The following is a 14,978-nucleotide window of genomic DNA, read 5'->3' on the forward strand; positions in this document are numbered from 1 at the left end:
ACGAGACCCCGGCGCTTGATGCGAGAGACCGCGAACCTACGGCGCGGCGCCGAAGTCCTCACGTAGCGGACCGCCCTCACCCTCGGCAAGGTTGAGCTTGGCCGCCTGGAGGTCACGCGTGTTCTTTTGCACGGCAATGGCACCGAACAACGCCAGCGCGAACGACATCCCGTAAAAGCCTTTTTCGCTCAGGGCCAGGGTGGCATTGAACAGTCCCACGCAAAGCAGGAGAACAGCCAGCAGTACGGAGAACCAGGCCAGACCGTAGTACAGCCCCGTCACGGGAATGCCCTCCGCGCGATCGCGTACGCTCTTCTGAATCGATACCGCCGAGAACAGCCCATAAGCCAGCACGGTGAAGTAGTAACCGCGCTCATTCAACTGCATGTTGGCGTTGTAGAGGCCGATGAGGAACGAGACGATGCCGATGAGCAGTGCGACCCACGAAACGGCGACGAACGCAAATGACGGCGCCTGAAGTTGCGGTTTCATAGGTGCTCCTTAGCTCTTTGCCTTAGGCATCTGCGACACCAGCGACAGCCCAATGTCCATCCCCTCGACCTGGAAGTGCGGGATGATGAAGAGCTTGATGCGGAAGAAGCCCGGGTTGTCCTCGATGTCTTCCACCGTCACCTTGGCTTCCCGCAGCGGGTGCGAGGCTTGCAGCTCGTCGCCCGGGTCCTTCATCTCGGTGACCAGTCCCTTGATCCAGTTGTTGAGTTCCAACTCCAACAGACGGCGATCCTTGGTGGTGCCGATGTTCTCGCGCTGAATCAGCTTCAGGTAGTGCGCAATGCGCGAAAGCAGGAAGATGTACGGCAAGCGCGCATTGATGCGGCTGTTGGCCGTGGCTTCCTTGGTCTCATACAGCGCGGGCTTCTGCGTCGAATTGGCCGAGAAGAAGCACGCAAAGTCGTGGTTCTTGTAGAACGACAGCGGGATGAAGCCCAGGTTGGCGAATTCAAACTCGCGCGTCTCGGGGATCAATACCTCGGTCGGAATCTTCGGCTGCACGCCAGTGCCCAGGTCGTACAGGTGCACGGGCAGATCTTCGACCTTGCCACCCGCCTGCGGACCACGGATCTGCACGCACCAGCCGTTGGAGACGAAGCTGCGCACCATGTTGGCGGCAAACGCAAACGAGGCGTTCACCCACAGGTACTTGTCGTGATCCGGGCCCTTGACCGCTTCTTCATAGTTGAAGGCGCGCACGGGCGTCGTGTCCTTGCCGTACGGCAGGCGGCCCAGCACGCGCGGCATGGTCAGGCCCACGTAGCGTGCATCGTCGGTGTCGCGGAAGCTCTTCCACTTGATGTACTCGGCGCGGTCGAAGTAGTTTCCGATGTCCTGGATCGCGGCCACCTCCTCCATCGACTGCTTGCCAAAGAACGCCGCGCCCACCGAGCCGATAAACGGCATATGGGCAGCAGCCGCGACCTTGGAGATATTGCGCAGCAAGGCGACATCCTGGGGCGAGTTCGCGAACTCGAAGTCGCTGACCAGCGCGCTGATCGGCTGGCCACCCGGGGTGTCGTATTCCTCGATGTAGGTCAGGCGGTACAGGCCACTCTGGATGATTTCTGGGGTGTCCTCGAAGTCGCGCTGCAGCGCGTCCTTGGAGACATCCAACACCTCGATCTTCGCGTTGCGCCGGAAATCCGTGCGCGACACCAGCATCTTGAGGCCGCGCCAGCGGCCTTCGAGTGCCTGGAATTCAGGCGTGTGCATCACAGCGTCAAGCTGGCGGCTGATCTGGCGGTCAAGCTGCCCGATGTGGAAATCGAGCAGCGATTTGTCCAGTCGGTCGACCGGCTGGCTGGTCTTGGCGACCAAATCCAGGAACGCGCTCATGCCGCGTGCGATCCGCTCATCAGCCGATGCCTCGGACAGCGTGTCGTTGTCGCGAAAGGCTTCCAGCGGACGGGCCTCGGCCACCGGCTTCAGATGGATCTTGTTGCACAGCGACGCGTACACGCTGTCGTTCTCCAGAACGACCGTCTCCGTTGCGCCCTGCGCGGACTCATGGTGCTTCATTGCAATGCCTCTTCTGCGTTCGTTTGGCTTCTCAGTTCAGTGCGGTACAGGCTCCAGGCCCAACACCGCTCAGGCGTGGCCTTCCGGCTGCGTCGCCGCCGTCGCGATCTGCGACAACTCGTTGCGCAGCTTGTCGGAGAGCCGCTTGTCCTTGAGCACCTTTTCGAACTCGCGCCGGAACGTGCCGTTGTCCAGCAGGTTCGATTTGAGATCGCGCAGCAGATTGCGCATCGCCAGCAGCGCCTGCAGCTCGGGGATTTGGCGCGCAACCTGTTCGGGCTCGAAGTCCTTGAGCGCGCGGAACGACAGGTTCACCGGCAACTCCGTGCCATCCCCCGTCAGGGTGTTTTCTGCAGCGAGCTTGAGATCCGGCGCGTAGTCGGCCAGCACCGCATCGAAGTTGTTCTTGTCGATGTTCACCTTTTTGCGCTCAGCAAGCGGCGCCTGCTCGCGGCCCGCGCTGAAGTCGCCCGCGACCAACAGCTTGAGCGGCAACTCGACCTTCTTCTGGGCGCCGCCCGTGTGCAGATCCAACGTAATCGAGACGCGACTCTTCGGAATTTCGCGCTGAAAGCTGTCCATCCGTACTCCCTCTTCCCAAGCTAATGACGATTGATCCAAGACGGCATCGATTCCTGAGACCGATGACGTCATGGCGTTTTATCAGGTTTACCATTGCAAAGTCAAAACTAACGTAATGTCGAGTGAGGCCTCCAGTTTGTCACAATTGTTTTGAATTAAGCGCCGCTTATATCTGGGTTTACGTTGAGACCAGCGACTCGGTGGACTGCGAGATGCTTGCAGTGCCAAGCCTGGAAGCGCCGCTGCACGAAGGCGCTAGGCGCAGTCGGTGCTCATCTGAGCGCGAATCCAATCCCGGCAAGCCCTTTCGGCAGATTGCAAATGTTTGTCACGCCATATTGACTTTTTATCTATTAACTTTTTATCAGATAGCACTGATCTCCAGCATCGCGATCCACATTGTTTCAATGCAACTTGCGGGTATACGATTCGCAATTACGCCGTATAGAATCGGCCGTCACGTGATTTAATGAATCGTCGTACACCACCTTTATGCGGATCAACAAACCGCTTTGGCATGAGGGCTTGATCCTCACGCAGCAGCATTTTCAGCAGCAGGACCAGTGGTCTGGATTCGCCTTGCAGCAACTGGCCTCGGCAGCGCTTGCACAGCCCTGGGGCACGCTTGGTGTCGAGGTCGACGAACAGGCGCTGGCCACGGGCAGGCTCAAGCTCACCCGTCTCAGGCTGCGCTTTCCGGATGGCACCCCCTTTGACTCGACCATCGCCGATGCCCTGCCGCCCGCGCGCGATCTGGCCCAAGGCTTGCCTGCCGACCTGCAAAGCGTGGTCGTGCTGGCCGCGCTGGCGCTTCCCGATGCCAACGGCAGCAACTGCCGCTTCGACGAGACGACACTGGCCCGCCCGCGTCGCTCGTACCGGGAGTTCGTCAAGGTGGTGGATTTGAATGGGACCAGCGAATCGGAGATCGCAGCCGAGCGTTACGCGGTGCGCCTGCTCTTCGCGTTCGAGGCGCACGCGGACGACACGGTCTGCGCGGTTGCGCGCCTGACGCGCACGACCAGCGGCCAGTTCCAGGTCGATCCCACGTTCGTGCCGCCGTGCCTGACGCTGGCCGGCCACCCGCTGCACCTCGAGCGGATCGCCCGGCTGGCCGACATTCTGCAAGCCAAGAGCGCGGCACTGGGTGCACGCCGCAGCGAGCGCATCGAACAGGTCGCCGAATACGGCGTGGCCGACGTCCAGCTCTTTTGGCTTCTGCACTGTATCCATGCAACCTGGCCGCAGTTGCGACTCTTCGCATCGCACCCCAGCCGTCCGCCCGAGCACCTGTATGCCACGCTCGCGCAATTGGCGAGCGCGCTGATGACGTTTTCCACGGCGCTGCAGCTCACGGACATCCCCGCGTATGACCATGCCCGGGCCGACGAGGTATTTACCCGGCTGGAGACGATGATTCGCGAGCTGCTGGACGCCATCATTCCGTCGCGTGTCGTGTCGATTGGCCTCACGCGCAAGAGCGCGACCACCTGGACCGGCCAGTTCCTGGATACCCGCATCGTCGAAGGCGCGGCCGACTGGTACCTGTCGGTCAACGCGCCGCTGCCCGCCGTGACGCTGGCCGAACACTTCCCCCGTCTTTGCAAGATCGGCGCGCCGGATGATGTCGAGCACATCGTCAATTCCGCCCTGCTCGGCATCCCGCTCAAGGCCGTGGCGCGCGTGCCGGCCGCGATTCCCGTCCGCCTGGACAACCAGTATTTCGCGCTCGATTCGAACGACCCGGCGCATGCGCGGATGCTCGCCGCACGGGCCTGCCAGGTCTACCTGCCGGCGTCGGTCCCTGACGCTTCGCTCGAACTTTACGCGGTGCTGCGCTCATGACTCCGACGCTCGTCCATACTGAACCGAGCCTGTTGCCCGCCGCTCCGGTAGCTGCTTCGGGTGCGCACGGCGGCATGCGCAGCCTGCTGCGCGACACCGCGCTCCTGGCCACCACCCTGGCAGCAAGCGGCACCACGCAGGATGTCGTCGCGTTGCGCCGGCGCTGCGTGGAACTGATGGACCAGTTTGCGCAGGCGCTGGAGCGCCGCGGCTACCCTGAAGACGTGCGCCAGGATGCGCTCATTGCCCAATGCGGCCTTCTGGACGAAATCGCCCTGCGCCGTCTGTCCGGGGAGAACCACGCCAACTGGGAAGCCAATCCGCTCCAGGTGGAGCGGTTCAATATCCACGACGCCGGCGAGCGCGTGTTTGCCCGGCTGGAGCAGCGCATGCGCGAAGCCCCGCCCTGTGTGGACCTGCTCGAGTGCTATTCGGCCATTCTCGGCCTGAACTTCGTGGGCCGCTACGCCCGCGAGGGCGAAGCCAAGCGCACCGCACTGGTGGACGCACTCAACGCGCAATTGCAGCAACTGCGCGGCACGCCTGCGCGGGCTTTCTTTGCGGACCGCGGGTCGCGCCGATTCGCGGACTGGTTTGTCCGCCTGTCGCCCTGGGCCATCGCAGGCGTATTCGGCCTCGTCGCTCTGCTCGTGTGGCTCGCCTGGACGGCCGCACTGGACAGTCAACTTGCCCACGTCATCACGACGCAGGGCGTCCGCCCGTGAAGTCCGAAGCGCATCCCCAGTTTGGTGCGCCCGCAGCGGCCATCGAACGAGACCATGACGGGCTCGGCTATCCGGCGCGCCTGCTGGTCGTCTTCGCGGCCGCGCTGGCGCTCACCGTCCTCTGGCTGGTGTGGCCACTCGGACGGGGAACCGCATGGTCCCTGACCGCCGTCATCGGCGTGACCGCGCTCGCGGCCCTCTGGCTGCGTACCCGCCAGCTTGCGCGCGCACGTGAGCACAGCGCGCAGGTTCTCGCCGCGCTGGGCACGGCCACGGCGGCGATTCCTCTCAAGCTGCGCACGCGCATGCCGCTGGTGCTGGTGACTGGCGACGGGCTGCCGGCGCTGTTCGATCGTGCTGCCGAAACCCACTACGCCTACGTCGGCGACGGCGCGATCTGGCTGCGCGTGGACCGGCCGCAGGATCTGCCGCGGCTTGCCGTGGCGGTCAGACAGTGGCGGGATGGCCGGGCTCCCGACGGTGTCGTCCTATCGGTGGCGCCAGCCTTGCACGCAAGCACCGATGCGCTCGCGCAGAAGCTCTTCATCGTGCGCCAGGCGGTGGCCGATGCGGCACGCGTACTGGGCAGGCGCCTGCCCGGCTACGTCGCGGTCTACCAGCGGCTGACCCGGGGGCCCGCGGCCTTCGCGATGCCGCAGTGGTACGGCGTATCGTCGGCAGCGCGGCTGACCGACATGCAGCGTTTCGAAACCGTCCTTCAAGCTGCCGAGATCGAACCGGCGACGGCGGCGGGCGGTCCCCTTGCCGCACCCCGCGCCGCAGCGCTGGCATCCGTCGTCGGTTGGACCCAACGCATCGTCCTCGATGCGCTGGCGGATCGGCGGCATCCGGCAGCGCCCTGGGTGCCTTACGGGATGGGCTGGATCGACTGTGGGCCCGCGAGCGGGTCGGCTGCGCTGTGGGAGCGCGCTGTCGCCTTGCAGACGCAGGTGGTGCCTGCTGCTGCGGCCGCCTCTCCCCTGCCGTGGCCGTTGCCACAGCCTCTCATCGAAGCCCTACCCCAGCGGGCGTGGGCCTCCCCCCGGCTGGCGGCGCTGGGCCATGCGGTGGCGTTGACAGCCTGTGCGGCGGCCCTGGCGTTCTGGGGGGCGGCAAAGAACAACGCGGCGTGGCTCACGCGCGTCGAGGCCGATCTCGGCCGGTATGCGGCGGCCCCGGCGGCCAACGATGCCGCCAAGCGCGACGCCTTGCAGGCGCTCGTGGCCGACCGCGATCAGCTTGAGCGCTACACGCGAACTGGCGTACCGCTGCGGCTGTCGTTCGGCATGTACCGGGGGGTGCAACTGGTGCCGGTCCTGAACACTGCCATCGCGTCGTATCAACCGCCACCGCCGCCCGCGGCGGTGGTGACGCTCGACAGCATGTCGCTGTTCGATTCCGGCGCGGCGCAGCTCAAGCCGGGCTCGACACGCACGATGGTGGCGGCGCTGGAGATGATCAAGTCGCATCCGGACAAGCGGATTCTCGTGGCCGGCTACACGGACAACGTCGGCAGTGCCGACAGCAATCTGAAGCTGTCGCTCGCCCGCGCGGGTGCCGTGCGTGACTGGCTGATCGAGGTGTCCGGGATACCGGCCACGCAGTTTGCGATCCAGGGCTATGGCGACACGCGCCCCATCGCGAGCAACGACACCCCCGAGGGGCGCGCGCGCAACCGGCGGGTCGAGATCACGCTGGTGCCCGATACGGGCCGGTAGCGCACAGGTTTGCCCCCGGAGCACTTGCTTCGGGATTTTGACGCTCGGGGGCTGGCTCCGGGCGATTTGCGTATGACAAGGAGTGAAACATGGCAATTCCGGCCTATATGTGGCTCAAGGACGATGGCGGCGCGGACATCAAGGGTTCGGTGACCGTGCAAGGCCGTGAGGGCAGCGTCGAGCTCGTCGCGTTCGACCACGGCGTGCACATCCCCACCGATGGCAACACCGGCAAGCTCACCGGCACGCGCGTGCACAAGCCCATCACGCTCACCAAGGAAACCGACGCTTCGACGCCCTATCTGTACAAGGCCGTCACGAGCGGCCAGACGCTGAAGTCGGTCGAGATCAAGTGGTACAAGATCGACGACGCCGGCAAGGAGAAGGAGTACTTCAACACGAAGCTGGACAACGTCAAGATCGTCGCCGTCAAGCCCAAGATGCTCGACATCAAGAACCCGGCCTTCGAGAAGCACAACCACCTCGAAGAGGTCGAGCTGCGCTACGAGACCATCACCTGGTCGTACAAGGACGGCAACATCATCCACAAGGACACGTGGAACGAGCGTTCCTGACGCCCACCCCGGGCCGGTCTTCTGCACGCTCCCCGTCCACGAACGCTCCGGCCCGTCTACCGTCAGTGCGTCTGTTTACCCGCGCACTGACGGTTGTATTTTGAGCCGCCCTCCCCCCTCTTCCCGTATCCCGTTCCACCATGGCATCGCGCGACACCACCCTCCTGCTTCGACGGCTCAACCCCCACTGTGCCCGCGCGCTCGAAGCGGCCGCCAGCCTATGCCAGACGCGGCTCTCAGACGAGATCACGGTTGAACACTGGCTCCTGAAGCTGATCGAGGCGGGCGACGGCGACATTCCGGCGATCTTGCGGCACTATGGGATCGATATCGACGCGCTCTGGGATGCCCTCCTTGCCGCGATCGACCACCTGCCGCGCAGCCTGCGGGGCAAACCGGCCCTCTCGCCGCAACTGGCGGCGCTGCTGCAGGATGCCTGGCAGAAGGCGGCGCTCGAGACGGACGACACGGCCATCCGTTCCGGCAATCTCCTCCAGGCGATCGTCGATGCGCCCCACCTGCTACGGGCACAGAACGCGTGGCCGCTGCTGTCGATCAGCAGCCCGCAAATCCAGCGCCTGCTGCCTCGACTGAGCCACCGGTCTTGCGAGGGCCAGCCCGAGGCATCCGAAGATGAATCGAGCGAGCCTGCTGCATCCGCAGCCGCTCAGCCCCCGGCACGGGACACCGGAATCCAGCCGGCACAGACACGGACCGTCGAAGGCAGTGCACTCGCGCGCTTCGCGATCGACCTGACCGACAAGGCCCGCCATGGCGAAATCGACCCTGTGTTCGGCCGCGATCGTGAAATCCAGCAAATGGTCGACGTGCTCGCGCGGCGGCGCAAGAACAATCCGATCCTCGTCGGCGAGCCCGGCGTCGGCAAGACCGCCCTCGTCGAGGGACTGGCGCTGCGCGTGGCCGAGGCCAGCGTGCCCAACGTGATCCGCGACGTGCGCATCCTTACACTGGACCTGGGCCTGCTGCAGGCAGGCGCCGGCGTCAAGGGCGAGTTCGAGCAGCGCCTCAAAACCGTCATCGACGAGGTGCAGGCCTCCCCCGTGCCGATCCTGCTCTTCATCGACGAGGCCCACACGCTCATCGGCGCGGGCAACGCGGCCGGCGGCGCCGACGCGGCCAACCTGCTCAAACCGGCGCTCGCGCGCGGTGAGCTACGCACGATTGCGGCGACCACCTGGGCCGAATACAAGGAATACTTCGAGCGCGATGCGGCGCTCGAGCGGCGCTTCCAGGTCATCAAGGTCGACGAGCCGGACGACGAGGCCGCCTGTCTGATGCTGCGCGGCCTCAAGGGCCGCTATGCGCAGTTTCACAATGTCCATATCCGGGACGAGGCGCTGGTCGCCGCAGTCAAGCTCTCGCGCCGCTATATCCCGGCGCGGCAATTGCCAGACAAGGCAGTCGACCTCATCGACACGGCCGCCGCGCGCGTGCGCATGGGTCTCGAATCGCCACCGGCGGAACTGCAGCGCGCCGAGGCCGCCGTGTCCGCACTGGAGCTGGAACGCAACACCCTGGAAGACGATGCACGGGCCGGTATCGACGGCGCGCACGCACGTCGCCTCGCACTCGATGCAGCACTTGCCGACGCCAAATCTGCGTTGACGGCGCTACAAGCGCGCTACGCGCACGAAATCGGGCTGATTCAGACACTGCATCACCAACGCGACGCCGAGGCTTCCACACGTGACGACGCGGCGTTCGCTCAGGCCCGCCAGGCGCTCGCCGCCGCGCAGGGCAAGACGCCGCTCATCTTCGCGGACGTCGACGCGCAAGCCATCGCCCGTGTCGTGGCGGAGTGGACCGGTGTGCCGGTCGGCAACTTGGTCGAGGACGAACTGCAGAGTCTACTCACCCTCGAAGGGCAGCTCGCCCAGCGCGTGGTGGCGCAGGACGATGCGCTCGCCGCGCTCGCAGAGAGCCTGCGCACCGCCAAGGCGGGGCTCAAGAGCGAGCATGCGCCGCTGGGCGTCTTCCTGCTGGCGGGACCCTCGGGTGTTGGCAAGACCGAGACGGCATTGGCGCTGGCCGACCTGCTCTTTGGTGGCGAGGCGGCCCTCACGACCATCAACATGTCGGAGTACCAGGAAGCACACACGGTCTCGCAGTTGAAGGGCTCGCCCCCGGGCTATGTGGGCTATGGCCGCGGTGGGGTTCTGACCGAAGCGGTGCGCCAGCGGCCCTACAGCGTTGTCCTGCTCGATGAAGTCGAAAAAGCTCACCGCGATGTGCTGGACATCTTCTACCAAGTCTTCGATCGCGGCATGATGCGCGACGGCGAGGGGCGCGAGATCGACTTCCGCAACTGCGTCATCCTCATGACGTCCAACCTCGGCAGCGCGCAGATTGACGAGGCGACCGCTGAGACCCCCGACATCTCGCAGGCCGATCTCTTGGAGGCCATCCATCCGCAATTGGTCGCCCACTTCCAGCCCGCCTTGCTCGCGCGCTTCCAGACCCTCGTCTATCGGCCGCTCGACGCCGGCGCGTTGGCAGCCATCGTGCGGATGAAGCTGGCCAAGGTGGCGGAGCGTTTGCAGCGGCAGCACGGTGTCGAACTGATTTGCGACGACGCGTTGATTGGCGGCATCGCTGAACTGTGCCTGGCCCGGGAGTCGGGCGCGCGCAACGTCGATGCCTTCCTCAATCAGCGCATCCTGCCGACCGTCTCGCGCGAGCTGCTTGCGCGCATGGCCACGGGCAGAGCGCCCGCCAGGATTGAGCTGTCGAGTTCGGCCGAAGGCAATCTGACGATGGAGTTCATTGACCGTGGCGAGACCGTAGGCGACACGGTAGCGCCGGCCCTCGCTTAAGGAGAAGCGCGCCCGTGCCTGCAGGTCCCTCCCTTTACGACATGCTTCTGGGCCAGATCGGCGGGGAGCCGCTGGCGGCCCACGATGACCGCACCCTGGAATGTCTGAGTGTGCAGCGGAACGTCCAGCGCATCCTAAACACGCGCGCCGGTGCGCTCAAGCATCTGCCCGATTACGGCCTGCCGGATCTCACCAACATCTACAAGGCCCTGCCCGCTTCCGCCCATCTGCTCAAGGAGCAGATGGAGGCGACGCTGCTGAAGTACGAACCGCGCATCCGATCCATCGAGGTCGAGATCCTCGAGAACGACGATCCCGGCGTGCTGGTGAGCTTCGAGATGGTCTGCCACCTCAAGAAGGCGGGGCTGGTGCGGTTTGGGACGTATTTTGAGCCGCCGGGACGGCTGCATGTCAAACGACGCGCGGAGCGCGGCTAAGACCGCAATCCACACGGTGTCAATCCGCCGCGGCCGGGAGGTTGGCGATCGTCGGAGGCATTGATGCGTCGATCTTTGACGCCCTCAACGCCCCCCCTATGCGTTATCGCGCTTGTGTCACCAACCACTTGCCGCTATTGCTTGGCCAACACCCCAGACGCCATGAAACTGTTCGTCGGAGTCTTCAGCAGATAGCTAATGGCCCGGGAATAGCCATTGCTTCCCGAAATCGGCCTGAAGACGATTGCGGCATTGCCTTGGAAGACCGATCCCGCTGGCGCGCTGCAGGACCCGCCAACAGCCGTGGTCAACGACACGCTATACAGGTTCTGATTGCTTCCCGGCGTACTGAGCATCATCGTGCCGTTCACGTTACACCCACTCAACGTTCCGCTCACGGAGCCATCCGCTGCGATCGTGAGCGACGCATTGGTGACGGCCCAGGTTCCGGCCACGCTTGCCTGCGTCACGCTCAGGGCGTTGGCAGCATCATAGTTCCACGCAATACTCTGCGTGCGGCCATTCTCAACATAGCTGCCGCTGAAAGTCTGCATGGGTACGAAGGACCCGCTTGCAGAAGAGATGGGATACACGAAACCCGTAAATTCCCAATGCGACCCCGTCATCGTCCATGACGTTCCCGAGACCGAAAGCACACCAAACAGCTCGGAGGCAGGCGACCCAGCCAGATAATCGACTGAAGAAATCTTTTGGGCCGGATCGACGAAAGCATACGTTTTATTCAGTCCCGAGGCTGCTGTCCAAATACCGAGAGCGCCTGTCCCGGTTGCTGCCGTTGAACCGGCTTGCGGACTGGATAGACTCGGCAAGGCCTCGCCCACCGGGGCTGGTGCAGGCGCGGGGCTGGGTGCGGGTGACGGAGCCGGTGCGGGGCTGGGCGTCGCAGGCACCGGCGAAACGACCGCCCCGGAATCACCACCTCCACCACAGCCAGCCAGCAATGCCGAAGCAATCAGTGAAGCAACAGCCACCTTCTTTTGCATATCCAACACCTATTGAACTCGATTTAGATTGAAGAAATTTTTGTACTCCAACGCGCTCCACCGTAGCGCGATAGAGACAAGACACACTGAATTTCATCGCTGCCGCTAGCCCGAGAAGATCATGAAATCCGATCAACTCACCGCCTCGCTCAACAGCGAAGCTCGCCACATGCTTGTTATCAAAGGCCCGTGGTTGGGCGTGTCGCACTGCGCAACGCACTGGCAGCGCTGCCAGTTGTGCGTCACCTAGCCAACAGGGCGCCAATCGATACGCTGGAATCGCCACCGCGCGTGGAGATAGCGGCAGCGCCATCGACGACTCGCAACACACCAGCCTCTGCGCAATCTCCCTTCGTGACAGCCTGAATGTCGACGCGCCTTTCGATCCGAGTCGCGCCGAACATGCGACGCCCCGAATAGCTGGATGTGCCCGTTAATCAGGTCTGCACGTACAGCCGATGGAACAGCTGTGTCGCGTGTTCGGTGAGAATGCATCGCGCTTCGTCAAAACGGGCCATCTCTCAGCCCAGCGCATCACGCATCCAATTCCGCGCGGAAGACGTTTTTCCTCATCCAGAGAAAAGAAACCCGGTGGACACGACGTCACCGGGCCGGGAAACCGCATGCCCGAGGGAGACACGCGGGGGTAGAACTGCGCGATCATTGTGCGCAAGTGCATCAATGAAAAAGGCAAACTTCTGTGTCGTACGTGAAGAGAGTGGTGATGGGCCGCAGACCGCGAGTTGGCGTCACCCGACTCCTCTAGACAGAAGCTCTGCCGCCCCAAGAGGAAGCCTGCAATCGTCTCTCACAGCGTTACTTCGACGCCAGGATGTGACGACGCGCCTGGAAGAGCTCGCCCCCTTTTTGCCAGAGGCGGCTGGCCTCTTTGGAGCGAAAGTTCCCAGCCGCCAGTCTGCTGTGGCGCCAGCGTGATCGCTACGAAAACACGACACACAATGCATGCAATGCACGCCCCCACGAAAGCACATTCACGGCGACCAGAGCTGTCATCAACAGCAGGTGGTTGTTGCGGACACGGTGGCGACGCCAGTCAGCGTCTTGCACGTCGAGCATGATTTCCTGGGCAGAACTACCAAGTCTTCGATGCGAGCCATCGTGCCGCAGTCCACACTGAAACACTGCAAGGCCATGTCAGGTGCAGCACGATCGTCACAATCGTTCACAAACCGTTCTTGGCGCCCTATCCCACCGGCCTGACAGAATGGCTCTTTGCGGTATGCGCGTTTTCGATAGGAGGAGCCATGCGCCGACTTCAAGTGAGCTTGACCATGGGCATCCTGGCGTCATTGCTGGTGCTATTCGGCTGCGATCAGCAGCAGGCCGATCAGGCCGTCGAGCGCGCAGGCCAGGCCGCCAAGCGTGCCTGGCAGTCAGCCAAACCGGATCACCTGCTGTTCAAGGGCATCGTGACGGGTCAGTCAACCGAGGACGATGTGCGTGCGACGGCGGGCCAGCCCGAGACGATCTGGGAGAACGAGGATGGCACGCGCGAACTCGAATATCCGCGCGGCCCGGAGGGCACGTCCACGTGGCGCGTCATCATCTCGGCGGATGGCCGCGTACGCAGCATCAACCAACTGTTGACGGCCGAGAACTTTGCCCATGTGCACCCAGGACAGACACGCCGAGACATCCTCCGTCTGCTCGGCAAGCCGACCAAGGTCGAAACCTTTGCACTCAAGCCCGAAGAGGTGTGGGGGTACCGGTGGATGGAAAGTCCAACGGAACGCGCTTTCTTCAACGTGCATTTCGGGGCGGATGGCCAGGTGACGACGACGTCCCGCAGTGACGACCGCGTGAACGGTGCTTAGGGAACTTGGAGCATTCAACGTGTTCGTTGCATCAGGCTCGCGCTAACAGCACCGTCGGCAGCCGTTTCGCCGGCCCACACAACGGGGACCATAGAACATCAATGGCGCCTATCGCGGGGACAAAGTCGCGATGCACGCGCTTGGCGAAGCGCGGTGGGAATCAAGGCGCGTCAAGTGATTAGATTGATCAGCACACGTGCCAACCCGTAGGCCGCGAGCCCCGACAAGGCCAGCACGCACAACGCCAGCACCGGCGCCCGGACCGGGTGCCGGTCGATCCAGTCCTGTACGGACGCCGTCCCAGCCTGCATTCGCGTCACGCGCGTGTCGTCCCGCGTCTGCGGTGTATCGATCCGATCCATCAACCAAGCTCCCCTACCCTCTCGCCCAACGCATCAGCGTATCAACGGCCGTACCACGTAAAAAGCAGTACGACATCCCACGAAAGTGGCGCGCACCGCCATCCCCTCCGTCTCGCGCAGCACAAGATCGCCCAAAGATTTCTCAGCCGGGATTCCAAAAGATTTCAGACCTATATCACCGCTCGGAGCATTAGCTACCGCGACTGCTCCGCTCGCGCCAACCCTGGCACGGGCGTTCCTTCATTTCAGGAGTTCGGTGTGCCGCCAATATCCCCCATCGAGTATTTGATTGCGTTCGCCCTCGCTTATCTCAGCGGAGTGCTGTGGTCGATCTGCTTCTGCAAGTACGTTGGCAAGGTCCGACGGGAGGCGACGTGTCATGCGTGACCATCGTTCGCTGCTTCCGCCTGACGATGACGACGAATGGCCGTACCAGCCGCCTGACGCATTCGCCAGACATCCATCGCACGATCCTGAGCCGCCTCGCTATCGGCCCGATACGGGCGAGTGCGTCGCCGCCTGCCCGGTTTGCGAATCCTTCCGCACCGAGCCACGTCATCTTGCCCGCCGTATTGGCGGCGCGCTCGGCGCGGCGGCGGGTGGCACCAGCGCAGCCGCAGCCTCGCTCTCGGGCGCCGAACTCGGCGCCGCAGCAGGCGCGCTGGGCGGTCCGTTCGGCGTGCTGTGCGGCAGCATCGCCGGCGCGATCATCGCTGGCTTGGCCGGTGCGGCTGCCGGCTGCGCTACCGGCGCGGCGCTCGGACAGACCTTGGATAACACGGTTCTACTCAACTGGCGCTGTCGCGCCTGCGGCCACCACTTCTCCAACCGGCCGGGCTGAACAGCCTTCCGTTCTCCTTTCCCTGATTTGCTTCTCTGTCGCCCGGCCCTGTGCCGGGCTTTATGCCTTCTCTCTTTCAAGGATTTCACCATGTCAGCAACACGATCAAACTGACCCAGCAGCAGCACTTTGGAAATGACCCACCGGGCTAGGATGGGCCCTTTTCGGAGGGCCAGTGCTAACCAG

The 14,978-nt window shown here is 63.8% G+C and carries 14 protein-coding genes; 9 read left to right on the top strand and 5 right to left on the bottom strand.

Annotated elements, in window-relative coordinates:
• Positions 1–36: 36 nt before the first annotated feature.
• From yiaA to tssB, 3 genes are all read right to left on the bottom strand, one after another.
• On the bottom strand, positions 37–492 hold the full coding sequence (gene yiaA, locus ABIC76_RS22305; protein ID WP_354535268.1) for an inner membrane protein YiaA: 456 nt from the start codon (positions 490–492) through the stop codon (positions 37–39).
• A gap of 9 nt (positions 493–501) precedes the next feature.
• Positions 502–2,034, bottom strand: a complete 1,533-nt coding sequence (gene tssC / locus ABIC76_RS22310) for a type VI secretion system contractile sheath large subunit (RefSeq protein WP_354535269.1) — start codon at positions 2,032–2,034, stop codon at positions 502–504.
• Positions 2,035–2,103: 69 nt separating this feature from the next.
• Positions 2,104–2,616 carry a type VI secretion system contractile sheath small subunit gene (tssB, locus tag ABIC76_RS22315; protein WP_354535270.1) on the bottom strand — a complete coding sequence of 171 codons (513 nt, stop codon included), beginning with the start codon at positions 2,614–2,616 and terminating at the stop codon, positions 2,104–2,106.
• A 492-nt stretch (positions 2,617–3,108) separates the two neighbouring features.
• Here tssB and tssK point away from each other — a divergent pair, with 492 nt between their 5' ends.
• The 6 genes from tssK (at position 3,109) to tssE (ending at position 10,750) form a co-directional block, all read left to right on the top strand.
• Positions 3,109–4,461 carry a type VI secretion system baseplate subunit TssK gene (tssK, locus tag ABIC76_RS22320; RefSeq protein ID WP_354535271.1) on the top strand — a complete coding sequence of 451 codons (1,353 nt, stop codon included), beginning with the start codon at positions 3,109–3,111 and terminating at the stop codon, positions 4,459–4,461.
• Positions 4,458–5,186, top strand: coding sequence for a DotU family type IV/VI secretion system protein (locus ABIC76_RS22325; RefSeq protein WP_502947885.1), 729 nt, complete (start codon positions 4,458–4,460; stop codon positions 5,184–5,186). The genes tssK and ABIC76_RS22325 overlap by 4 nt, the downstream gene beginning before the upstream one ends.
• On the top strand, positions 5,183–6,904 hold the full coding sequence (locus ABIC76_RS22330) for an OmpA family protein (protein WP_502947886.1): 1,722 nt from the start codon (positions 5,183–5,185) through the stop codon (positions 6,902–6,904). Before ABIC76_RS22325 ends, ABIC76_RS22330 begins: the two co-directional genes overlap by 4 nt.
• An 89-nt stretch (positions 6,905–6,993) precedes the next feature.
• Positions 6,994–7,479: an Hcp family type VI secretion system effector gene (locus tag ABIC76_RS22335; protein WP_296224959.1), complete on the top strand. Its 486-nt coding sequence runs from the start codon at positions 6,994–6,996 to the stop codon at positions 7,477–7,479.
• A gap of 140 nt (positions 7,480–7,619) precedes the next feature.
• Positions 7,620–10,313 carry a type VI secretion system ATPase TssH gene (gene tssH, locus ABIC76_RS22340; protein WP_354535272.1) on the top strand — a complete coding sequence of 898 codons (2,694 nt, stop codon included), beginning with the start codon at positions 7,620–7,622 and terminating at the stop codon, positions 10,311–10,313.
• Between the two features lie 14 nt (positions 10,314–10,327).
• The gene (gene tssE / locus ABIC76_RS22345) at positions 10,328–10,750 is read left to right on the top strand and encodes a type VI secretion system baseplate subunit TssE (protein WP_354535273.1); all 423 of its coding nucleotides are present in this window, start codon (positions 10,328–10,330) and stop codon (positions 10,748–10,750) included.
• Between the two features lie 134 nt (positions 10,751–10,884).
• Here the strand turns inward: tssE and ABIC76_RS22350 are convergent, their stop codons facing one another.
• On the bottom strand, positions 10,885–11,754 hold the full coding sequence (locus tag ABIC76_RS22350; protein ID WP_354535274.1) for a hypothetical protein: 870 nt from the start codon (positions 11,752–11,754) through the stop codon (positions 10,885–10,887).
• A gap of 121 nt (positions 11,755–11,875) precedes the next feature.
• Between ABIC76_RS22350 and ABIC76_RS22355 the strand changes: the two genes are divergently transcribed.
• Positions 11,876–12,004 carry a hypothetical protein gene (locus ABIC76_RS22355; RefSeq protein ID WP_354535275.1) on the top strand — a complete coding sequence of 43 codons (129 nt, stop codon included), beginning with the start codon at positions 11,876–11,878 and terminating at the stop codon, positions 12,002–12,004.
• A gap of 1,042 nt (positions 12,005–13,046) precedes the next feature.
• Positions 13,047–13,589 (top strand): hypothetical protein, encoded by a 543-nt coding sequence (locus ABIC76_RS22360; protein ID WP_354535290.1) that lies wholly within the window; start codon positions 13,047–13,049, stop codon positions 13,587–13,589.
• A 170-nt stretch (positions 13,590–13,759) separates the two neighbouring features.
• Here ABIC76_RS22360 and ABIC76_RS22365 read toward each other — a convergent pair whose 3' ends face one another.
• Positions 13,760–13,951 carry a hypothetical protein gene (locus tag ABIC76_RS22365; RefSeq protein ID WP_354535276.1) on the bottom strand — a complete coding sequence of 64 codons (192 nt, stop codon included), beginning with the start codon at positions 13,949–13,951 and terminating at the stop codon, positions 13,760–13,762.
• Between the two features lie 379 nt (positions 13,952–14,330).
• Between ABIC76_RS22365 and ABIC76_RS22370 the strand changes: the two genes are divergently transcribed.
• Entirely contained in the window at positions 14,331–14,792 is a 462-nt protein-coding gene (locus ABIC76_RS22370; protein ID WP_354535277.1) for a hypothetical protein, read from the top strand.
• The last annotated feature ends 186 nt before the right edge of the window (positions 14,793–14,978 follow it).

The sequence above is a fragment of the Ralstonia sp. 1138 genome, assembly GCF_040544795.1.
Lineage (GTDB): Bacteria > Pseudomonadota > Gammaproteobacteria > Burkholderiales > Burkholderiaceae > Ralstonia > Ralstonia flatus.

What these genes read in the sequence shown, in the direction of transcription:
- ABIC76_RS22355 (WP_354535275.1), top strand. Translation starts at nt 11,876, where the DNA reads ATGAAATCCGATCAACTCACCGCCTCGCTCAACAGCGAAGCTCGCCAC.
- tssH (WP_354535272.1), top strand. Translation starts at nt 7,620, where the DNA reads ATGGCATCGCGCGACACCACCCTCCTGCTTCGACGGCTCAACCCCCAC.
- ABIC76_RS22350 (WP_354535274.1), bottom strand. Translation starts at nt 11,754, where the DNA reads ATGCAAAAGAAGGTGGCTGTTGCTTCACTGATTGCTTCGGCATTGCTG.
- ABIC76_RS22335 (WP_296224959.1), top strand. Translation starts at nt 6,994, where the DNA reads ATGGCAATTCCGGCCTATATGTGGCTCAAGGACGATGGCGGCGCGGAC.
- tssK (WP_354535271.1), top strand. Translation starts at nt 3,109, where the DNA reads ATGCGGATCAACAAACCGCTTTGGCATGAGGGCTTGATCCTCACGCAG.
- tssB (WP_354535270.1), bottom strand. Translation starts at nt 2,616, where the DNA reads ATGGACAGCTTTCAGCGCGAAATTCCGAAGAGTCGCGTCTCGATTACG.
- tssC (WP_354535269.1), bottom strand. Translation starts at nt 2,034, where the DNA reads ATGAAGCACCATGAGTCCGCGCAGGGCGCAACGGAGACGGTCGTTCTG.
- yiaA (WP_354535268.1), bottom strand. Translation starts at nt 492, where the DNA reads ATGAAACCGCAACTTCAGGCGCCGTCATTTGCGTTCGTCGCCGTTTCG.
- ABIC76_RS22365 (WP_354535276.1), bottom strand. Translation starts at nt 13,951, where the DNA reads ATGGATCGGATCGATACACCGCAGACGCGGGACGACACGCGCGTGACG.
- ABIC76_RS22360 (WP_354535290.1), top strand. Translation starts at nt 13,047, where the DNA reads ATGGGCATCCTGGCGTCATTGCTGGTGCTATTCGGCTGCGATCAGCAG.
- ABIC76_RS22325 (WP_502947885.1), top strand. Translation starts at nt 4,458, where the DNA reads ATGACTCCGACGCTCGTCCATACTGAACCGAGCCTGTTGCCCGCCGCT.
- ABIC76_RS22370 (WP_354535277.1), top strand. Translation starts at nt 14,331, where the DNA reads ATGCGTGACCATCGTTCGCTGCTTCCGCCTGACGATGACGACGAATGG.